The following is a 9158-nucleotide window of genomic DNA, read 5'->3' on the forward strand; positions in this document are numbered from 1 at the left end:
CGGCCCCGCGCAGGCGGCGCCGCCGGGCGTCAACCGGGTGCGGCGATCCCGCCCCGCCGCCCGAGCGGCGCGACTAGCCTCAGAAAGGGCCGGGCGCGACGCCTGCGGAGGTGATGTCGGATGGCCGCAGCCACCGACGCGGCGGTGCTGGTCGGCGTCGGTTCCGAGCGCAACTTCCCGGTGGTCCGGGTGGCCGCGCAGGAAGCCGCCGCCCGCGACCGCCCACTGGTGCTTCTGCACTCCTTCAACTGGGCGGCGGCGCTGCAGGCCCCGTCCGTCGCCGGGCCGCGCGTCGACGCCGAGGCGCTGCTCTCCCACGCTACCGAGATCGCCCACGAGATCGAGCCGGCGCTGCCGGTCAGCGGTGAGATCGTCGAGGGCGACGCCGTCTCCGCCCTGATCCGCCGCTCGGAAACGGCGTTCCTGGTGACCATCGGCGACGGCGGGATGGCCGACTGCGGCGACTGCGTGCCGGCCGACGCGCCGGCGGTGCAACTGGCCGCCCGGGCGGGCTGCCCGGTGCTGGTGGCCCGTCGGGAGCCGCCGCCGCTGGGCCCGGTGCTGGTCGGGGTGGACGGATCCCCCAGCGCCGAACGCGCCCTGCGCTGGGCGTACGAGTGCGCCGCCGGACGACAGGCGCGGCTGATCGCCGTCCGGGTCGTCGAGCCGGGCGAGGAGAACGACGACCCGGACCTGCTCGCCGGAATCGTGGCGCGCTGCGGGCGCCGCCATCCCGAGGTGGCTGCGGAGTGCCACACGATCCGCGGCGATCCGGGCACCCTCCTGGTCGAGCAGTCCCGCTCGGCGCAGGTCGCGCTGGTCGCGGCCCGGGGCGACGAGCCGTGGCGGGGCATGCTGGGCGCGGTCAGCCAGGCGTTGCTCTACCACTCGCCGGCACCGGTGATCGTGGTGCGCGGGTTGGACGGGACACCCGTGAACGGGGCGTAACGCCCGCCGGGCGCGGGACCAACGGCCCTGATCCGCCCCGCCGATGGCGGCGAGGCTGAGCGGGCGAATCCGCGCTCCGAGGATGCAGGAACCCCCTACCCGCGAGAGGCTCAGCAGTATGGACACCGCTGTCGACCTGCACAGCCCACTGACCGAGGACGAGCTGCGCCGGCTGGACGCCTACTGGCGGGCGGCGAACTACCTCACCGTCGGGCAGATCTACCTGCTGGACAATCCGCTGCTGCGGGAGCCGCTCGCCCCCGAGCACGTCAAGCCGCGGTTGCTCGGTCACTGGGGCACCAGCCCCGGCCTGAACCTGCTCTACGCGCACCTCAACCGGGTCATCGTCGCCCGCGACATCTCCGCCATGTTCATCACCGGCCCCGGTCACGGCGGCCCGGCCCTGGTGGCCAACACCTGGCTGGAGGGCACCTACAGCGAGCTGTACCACGCGGTCGGCCGCGACGAGGCGGGCATGGCGAAGCTGTTCCGCCAGTTCTCCTTCCCCGGCGGCATCCCGAGCCACGTGGCCCCGGAGGTGCCGGGTTCGATCCACGAGGGCGGCGAGCTGGGGTACGCGCTGAGCCACGCCTACGGCGCGGCGTTCGACAACCCCGACCTGCTGGTCGCCTGCGTCATCGGTGACGGCGAGGCCGAGACCGGCCCGCTGGCCGGCAGCTGGCTCTCCAACGTCTTCCTCAACCCGGCCCGCGACGGCGCGGTGCTGCCGATCCTGCACCTCAACGGCTACAAGATCGCCAACCCGACGGTGCTGGACCGGATCCCCGGCGACGACCTGCTCGCCATGATGCGCGGCTTCGGCCACCAGCCGTACGTGGTCGCCGGTGACGACCCGGCGACGGTGCACCGGGAACTCGCCGCCACCCTCGACCGGGCCCTGGACGAGATCGCCGCCATCCAGCGGCGGGCCCGCTCCGGCGGCACCGTCGAACGCCCCCGCTGGCCGATGATCGTCCTGCGTACGCCGAAGGGCTGGACCGGGCCGGGCGAGGTCGACGGCAAGCAGGTCGAGGGCACCTACCGTGCCCACCAGGTGCCGGTCGACGAAGTGCGCAAGAACCCGGAGCACCTGGCCGAGCTGGAGCGCTGGCTGCGCAGCTACCGGCCGGAGGAACTCTTCGACGCCACCGGCGCCCCGGTCGCCGAGCTGGCCGCGCTGCCGCCGAAGGGCGACCGGCGGATGAGCGCCAACCCGGTCACCAACGGCGGCCTCGTGCTGCGCGACCTGGCCCTGCCGGACTTCCGGGACTACGCGGTCGACGTGCAGCGGCCCGGCGAGACCATGGCCGGCGCCACCGGCGCGCTGGGCCCCTGGATCCGCGACGTGATCACCGCCAACCCGCAGACGTTCCGCCTCTTCGGCCCGGACGAGGTCGCCTCGAACCGCCTCGGCGCGGCGTTCGAGGTCACCGACCGGGCGTGGGTGGCCGGCACGGTGCCCGGCGACGACCACCTCTCCCCGGACGGTCGGGTGATGGAGGTCCTCTCCGAGCACCTCTGCCAGGGTTGGCTGGAGGCCTACCTGCTCACCGGCCGGCACGGCATCTTCACCAGCTACGAGGCGTTCATCCACATCGTCGACTCGATGGTCAACCAGCACGCCAAGTGGCTGAAGGTGACCCGGGTCATCCCCTGGCGCCAGCCGGTGGCCTCGCTGAACTACCTGCTCTCCAGCCATGTGTGGCGGCAGGACCACAACGGCTTCTCGCACCAGGACCCGGGCTTCATCGACCACGTGATGAACAAGAAGGCCGAGGTCGTCCGGATCTACCTGCCACCGGACGCCAACACCCTGCTCTCCACGATGGACCACTGCCTGCGCAGCCGGCACTACATCAACGTGGTGGTGGCCGGTAAGCAGCCGGCGCCGAACTGGCTGTCGATGGAGGAGGCGATCCAGCACTGCCGGCGCGGCATCGGCATCTGGGACTGGGCCAGCACCGACGAGGGCGCCGAACCCGACGTGGTGCTCGCCTGCGCCGGCGACGTGCCGACGCTGGAGACCCTGGCCGCGGCGGACCTGCTGCACCAGCACCTGCCCGACCTGAAGGTGCGGGTGGTCAACGTGGTCGACCTGATGCGCCTCCAGCCGCCCTCGGAGCACCCGCACGGGCTGTCGGACAAGGAGTTCGACACCATCTTCACCCAGGACAGGCCGATCATCTTCGCGTACCACGGCTATCCGTGGCTGATCCACCGGCTGACCTACCGGCGCACCAACCACGACGACCTGCACGTGCGCGGGTACAAGGAGGAGGGCACCACCACCACCCCGTTCGACATGGTGATGCTCAACGACCTGGACCGGTTCCACCTGGTCATCGACGTGATCGACCGGGTGCCGGGGCTGGCCGCCCGGGCCGCGCACCTGCGCCAGGACATGGTCGACGCCCGCCAGTCCTGCCGCGACTACACCAGGCGGTACGGCGAGGACGACCCCCGGGTGAAGGAGTGGCGCTGGGTCCGGGAGACCGATCCGGGGCTGCGCGGTGGTGGGGCATGAGCGGCGACGAGATCCTGGTCGGCTACGACGGCTCCGCCGACGCCTCGATGGCGCTGGACTGGGCGCTGGACGAGGCGGGCCGCACCGGACGCCCGGTCCGCCTGGCGTACGTCTTCGAGTGGTTGACGGTGGCCGGCTGGATCGGCCCCGGCGTCGCGCCGGGCGTCTGGCCCGACGACACGGCCCGGCGCCAGGTCGAGGAGCTGGTCCGCAAGGCCGCGGCGGACGCCGCCGCCGCGCACCCGCAGCTGACCGTCTCCAGCGAGGTTTTCGACGGCCCGCCCGCGCTGGTGCTCCAGGAACGCTCGGCGCAGGCCGACCTGCTGGTGCTGGGCACCCGGGGCCACGGCGGATTCGGCGGGCTGCTGGCCGGCTCGACCACGGTGGCGGTCACCGCGCACGCGCACTGCCCGGTCGTGGTCGTGCGCGGCGAGGCGGCGGCCGGCGGGCGGGCGCGGCGTGTGGTGGTCGGCGTGGACGGCTCGGAGTGTTCCCTGCTGGCACTCGGTTTCGCAGTCGAGCGGGCCGCGTCGCGGGGGGTGCCGCTGCACGTCGTGCGGGCCTGGCACCGGCCCGCCGGGCAGCGGTCGCCGGCGGGCCCGGAGGCGCGGGAGGCGGTGGCGGCCGACCGGGCCGAGCTGGACGAGCCGCTAGCCCGGTGGGGCCGGGCGTTCCCCGACGTCGAGGTCACCGTGCAGGTGGCCGAGGGCACCCCGGCGGCCCTGCTGGTCGACGCCAGCCGCGACGCGTCCCTGGTGGTGGTCGGCACCCGGGGTCTGGGCGGCCTGCGCGGGATGCTGCTCGGCTCGGTCAGCCAGCAGCTCGTCCAGCACGCGCACTGCCCGGTCGCGGTGGTCCGGGAACGCTGAGCCGACCGACGCCGCCCCCACCCGCAGATCGTCCCAGGCCCCGGGGTGGGCCGCTTGACCACCGGGTCGAAGTGCCCGGTGGGATCGGGACCTGCGTCCCGTGCGACGGCCCGGGACATGTCGCAGGATGGAGCGGCAACCCCCGCCGGGGCACCGGCGGGCCGGGGCATGAGGAAAGAAAGGTCGTGACGATGAGCCACGAGAGCCCGGCTTCGGACCGCCCGCTGACCACCGCGCTCGCGCGGGCCGCCGCGACGGCCGGTCACGCCCCCTCGGTGCACAACTCGCAACCGTGGCGGTGGCGGGTGCTCCCCGACGCCCTGGAGCTGCGGGTGGTCCGCGACCCGCAGCTCGCCGCGACCGATCCGGAGGGGCGGCTGCTCGCGTACAGCTGCGGGGCCGCGCTGCACCACGCCCGGGTGGCGCTGACCGCCGAGGGCTGGACGGCCGTGGTGGAACGGATGCCCGACCCCGGCGACCCTGACCTGCTGGCCCGGCTGACCGGGCTGGCCCGGGCGGAGGCCGACCCGGACGCGCTGCACATGGTGCAGTGCATGCAGGTCCGGCACACCGACCGGCGTCCGGTCAGCGACGAGCCGATGCCCACCGCCGCCGTCGGGCAGATCACCGCGGCCGTCGCCGCCGAGGGCGCCCAGCTGCAGATCCTCGACCGCGACCAGGTGATGGAGCTCGCCGCCGCGGCCGGGCACGCCGCGACGGTCGAGGCGGAGGACCCGCAGCAGCGCGAGGAGCTGCAGTACTGGACCAGCCGGTCCGGCGGCACCGGACTGCCGCCGGAGGTGCTGCCCGAGCAGGCGCCGCAGACCACCGTGCCGGCCCGCGACTTCGGCCGCCCCGGCACCCTGCCCGTCGGTCCCGGGCACGACAAGGCCGCCGTGTACGCGCTGCTCTACGGCGACGAGGACGAGCGGGACAGCTGGCTGCGCGCCGGCGAGGCGCTCTCGGCGGCCTGGCTGACCGCCACCCGCCTCGGCGTCTCGGTGGTGCCGTTGAGCGGGGTGGTGGAGGTGCCGGGCACCCGGCAGACGCTACGCGGGCTGCTGGCCGGCCTCGGCTACCCGTACCTCGTGCTGCGCCTGGGGATCGCGGACCCGGCGCACGCTGGCCCGCCGCACACCCCCCGGCTGGCCGTGGCGCAGGTGGTGGACACCTCCGCGGTGCGCGGCGAGCAGCCCTAGCGGGGGTGTGCCGGCACGGCCACCGGGATTAGCATCGCCCGGTGGCCGACACAGCACCGAACCCCCGGCAGGAGCCCCACGCGACCCCCTCGCTCGGGCTGAGCCCGCTGTCCCGGGTCCGCCTCGACGAGCTGCTCCAGGAGATGCTGGACCGGGTCGGCGAGGTGGTCACCAGCCGGGAGCGGCTGCGGGCCCTGCTCGACGCCGTGGTCGGCATCGGCACCGACCTCGACCTGCGCAGCACGCTGCAACGAATCGTCGAGTCGGCCTGCGAGCTGGTGGGCGCCCGCTACGGCGCGCTCGGCGTGATCGGCCACGACCGGATGCTGCACGACTTCATCACCCACGGCATCGGCCCGGAGCTGCACGCGAAGATCGGTGACCTGCCGCACGGGCGGGGCGTGCTCGGCCTGCTCATCGACGACCCCCGCCCGGTGCGGATGCCGGACATCACCCAGCACCCGAAGTCCTACGGCTTCCCGGCGCACCACCCACCGATGCACAGCTTCCTCGGGGTGCCGGTGCGCATCCGCGACCAGGTCTTCGGCAACCTCTACCTGGCCGAGAAGCAGGGCGGCGCGCAGTTCACCGAGGACGACGAGGAAATCGTGGTCGCGCTGGCCGCGGCCGCCGGCGTGGCGATCGAGAACGCCCGCCTCTACGCGCTGGCCCACCGGAGGGAACGCTGGCTCGCCGCGACCGCCGAGATCACCTCGGTGCTGCTCGGCGAGGTGCGCCGCACCGACGCGTTGGCGCTGGTGGCGCGGCGGGCCCGGGAGGTCGCCGAGGCGGAACTGGCCCTGGTGCTGCTCTACGACCCCGACGACGACCAGTTCACCGTCGAGGTGGTCGACGGGGCGGGCGGCCAGGGCGGGGCGCTGGTCGGCACGGTCCTGCCGGCGGCCGAGACCAGCTTCGCCGCCGCCGTCACCGAGGGCCGCCACGACCAGGTGGACGACCTGGCCCACGCCGCGCCCTGGCCGGCACTGCTGCACACCGGGCCCGCGGTCATCTCCCCGCTGGCCACCGCCGAGACCCTGCACGGCGTGCTGGTGATCGCGCACCGGCCGGATCGGGCGGCCGTCGCCCACGACGACGACATGGCCCTGCTGGGCAGCTTCGCCGGGCAGGCCGCGCTGGCCATGGAAAGGGCCCGCGGCCAGGAGGAACGGGAGCTGCTGGTGGTCCTGGAGGACCGCGAGCGGATCGCCCGGGACCTGCACGACGTGGTCATCCAGCGGCTCTTCGCCACCGGCCTGCAGTTGCAGAGCGCCGCCCCGCTGACCGCCCGGCAGGAGGTCGCCAAGCGGATCAACGCGGCGGTCGACGACCTGGACGCCACCATCAAAGACATCCGCCGCACCATCTTCGAGCTGCGCACCCCGATGAGCGCGGCGCTGCGCACCGAGATCCGGGAGGCGGTCGAGGTGGCCGCCGAGTCGCTCGGTCACCGGCCCACCCTGGAACTGACCGGTCCCGTCGACAGCGCCGTCCCGGACGCCGTCCGCCCCGACCTCACGGCCGTGCTGCGCGAGGCCCTCTCCAACGCCGTACGGCACGCCCGGGCGCACCACGTGGCGGTCGCGGTACGCGTCGACGCCGGCCAGGTGTCGGTGACCGTCACCGACGACGGGGTGGGCTGCGACCCCGCCGCCGCCCGGGGCGGGCTGGTCAACCTGCGCGAACGCGCCGAACGCCACGGCGGTGCCTTCGAGGTACGCCCGGTCACCCCGCACGGCACCCAGCTTTACTGGTCCGTACCCCTGCACGACTGACGTCCGGCGCGGGGCCCGCGCCGGTCGACTCGTCGGCACCGTGGTGGGCGGGCCGGGGACAGGGCCCCCGGGTCAGTGGGGCTTGCCGAGGAGGCGGGTGGCCAGGACGGCGGCCTGGGTGCGGCGCTCCAGGCCCAGCTTGGCCAGCACGCTGGAGACGTAGTTCTTCACCGTCTTCTCGGCCAGGAACATCCTGCCGGCGATCTCCCGGTTGGTGAGGCCCTCGGCCACGTACTCCAGGATCCGCCGCTCCTGCTCGGTGAGGGACTTCAGCTCGCGGGGCTGCTCGACGCCGCTGCGGATGCGCTCCAGCACCCGGGCGGTGATCGCCGGGTCGAGCAGCGACTGCCCGGCCGCCACCCGACGGACCGCGTCGACAAGGTCGGTGCCGCGGATCTGCTTCAGCACGTAGCCCGCCGCGCCGGCCATGATCGCCGCGAAGAGCGCCTCGTCGTCCTCGTACGAGGTGAGGATCAGGCCCTTGATCGAGGAGTCCACCGCACGGACGTCCCGGCACACGTCGATGCCGTTGCCGTCGGGCAGCCGCGCGTCGAGGATCGCCACGTCCGGCTTCAGCGCGGGGATGCGGCGGCTCGCCTCCTGGGCCAGGCCGGACTCGCCGACCACCTCGATGTCACCGCTGCTCTGCAGCAGGTCGGCCAGGCCACGGCGGACGACCTCGTGGTCGTCGAGCAGGAACACGCGGATCATCCCTCTTTTCTACCCCCTGCCCACCGGGCCCCGCACGGGCCGAAGGTCCCGACCCGGCCGACCACGCCCGAGGCGCGAGGCTCCCGTCCAGCGGTCGGTCCGGCCCGGCGGGACGGGACGTCCGGCCCTGCCCGCGACCACCTGCGGTGACGCACCGTGGTGACGAAGCACCGGAGGGGCGGCACGGCCTGCCACGGAAGGAGCACCACCATGAACATCGGCTACACCGTCGAGCAGCTACGGGCCGCCGCGACCGACGCCGTACGCGCGCCGTCGCTGCACAACACCCAGCCGTGGCGGTTCCGCCTGCGCGACGGCGGCATCGAGGTGCTCATCGACCCGACCCGCCGGCTGCCAGCCACCGACCCGAGCGGCTGGGGCGCCCGGATCGCCTGCGGGGCGGCGCTGTTCAACCTCCGGCTCGCCCTGGCCATGGCCGGCACCCCGGCGACGGTCCGGCTACGCCCCCACCCGGCCGAGCCCGACGTGGTGGCCCGGCTCGTTCCGGACGTGCCGCGCCGCCCCACCCCCACCGAGCAGGCCCTGTACGCGGCCATCCCCCGCCGGTTCAGCAACCGCGCCCCGTTCTGGCCGGACCCGGTGCCCGCCGACGCCCGCTGGCGCCTCGGCGAGGCGGCCCGCGCCGAGCAGTGCTGGCTGGAGCTGCTGATCGGGGTGAGCGCGGTGAACGCGTTCGCCGAGATCGCCCGCAGCGCCCACCGGGTGCTGGAGCGCGACCCGGCCTACCGGGCGGAACGCACGGAGTGGGTCCGCTCCGAGCCCGCCCCGGACGGGGTGCCGGCGGCGGCCGGCGGCCCGCAGAGCGAACCGCAGGACCTGCTGCCGGCGCGGGGCTACGGCGGGCTGGACCGGGCCCCCGGGCGGGACTTCGAGCCGGAGCCGCTGGTGGCGGTGCTCGGCTCGACCGGCAACACCGCCGTCGACCAGGTCGTCGCCGGTCAGGCGTTGCAGCGGCTGCTGCTCACCGCCGTCGACTCGGGGCTGGCGGTGTCGATGCTCTCCCAGCCGATCGAGGTGCCGGGGGCGCGCGAGCAGCTCCGGTTGTCGCTGGGCCGGTTCGGCACGCCGCAGATGGTGATGCGGATCGGCTACGGCCAGCCCGGCTGGCCGA

7 protein-coding genes are annotated in these 9158 nt (G+C 74.5%); 6 read left to right on the forward strand and 1 reads right to left on the reverse strand.

Going from position 1 to position 9158, the window contains the following annotated elements; genetic code table 11:
* Nucleotides 1-120: 120 nt before the first annotated feature.
* The 5 genes from NCC78_RS22340 (at nucleotide 121) to NCC78_RS22360 (ending at nucleotide 7315) form a co-directional block, all read left to right on the forward strand.
* Complete coding sequence (locus tag NCC78_RS22340) at nucleotides 121-948, forward strand: universal stress protein (protein WP_250796820.1); 828 nt, start codon at nucleotides 121-123, stop codon at nucleotides 946-948.
* A gap of 118 nt (nucleotides 949-1066) precedes the next feature.
* Nucleotides 1067-3472 (forward strand): phosphoketolase family protein, encoded by a 2406-nt coding sequence (locus NCC78_RS22345; protein WP_250796821.1) that lies wholly within the window; start codon nucleotides 1067-1069, stop codon nucleotides 3470-3472.
* The gene (locus NCC78_RS22350; RefSeq protein WP_250796822.1) at nucleotides 3469-4341 is read left to right on the forward strand and encodes a universal stress protein; all 873 of its coding nucleotides are present in this window, start codon (nucleotides 3469-3471) and stop codon (nucleotides 4339-4341) included. Before NCC78_RS22345 ends, NCC78_RS22350 begins: the two co-directional genes overlap by 4 nt.
* A gap of 191 nt (nucleotides 4342-4532) precedes the next feature.
* Nucleotides 4533-5540, forward strand: coding sequence for an Acg family FMN-binding oxidoreductase (locus NCC78_RS22355; protein ID WP_250796823.1), 1008 nt, complete (start codon nucleotides 4533-4535; stop codon nucleotides 5538-5540).
* A 98-nt stretch (nucleotides 5541-5638) separates the two neighbouring features.
* Complete coding sequence (locus NCC78_RS22360; protein ID WP_250796826.1) at nucleotides 5639-7315, forward strand: sensor histidine kinase; 1677 nt, start codon at nucleotides 5639-5641, stop codon at nucleotides 7313-7315.
* Nucleotides 7316-7387: 72 nt separating this feature from the next.
* Here NCC78_RS22360 and NCC78_RS22365 read toward each other — a convergent pair whose 3' ends face one another.
* Nucleotides 7388-8026 carry a response regulator gene (locus tag NCC78_RS22365; protein ID WP_250796824.1) on the reverse strand — a complete coding sequence of 213 codons (639 nt, stop codon included), beginning with the start codon at nucleotides 8024-8026 and terminating at the stop codon, nucleotides 7388-7390.
* A 210-nt stretch (nucleotides 8027-8236) separates the two neighbouring features.
* On the opposite strand from NCC78_RS22365, the gene NCC78_RS22370 reads away from it, so the two are divergent.
* Nucleotides 8237-9158: Acg family FMN-binding oxidoreductase (locus tag NCC78_RS22370; protein WP_250796825.1), on the forward strand; the 922-nt coding region annotated here is incomplete at its 3' end.

This window comes from Micromonospora phytophila (genome assembly GCF_023656545.1).
Taxonomy (GTDB): Bacteria; Actinomycetota; Actinomycetes; order Mycobacteriales; family Micromonosporaceae; genus Micromonospora; species Micromonospora phytophila.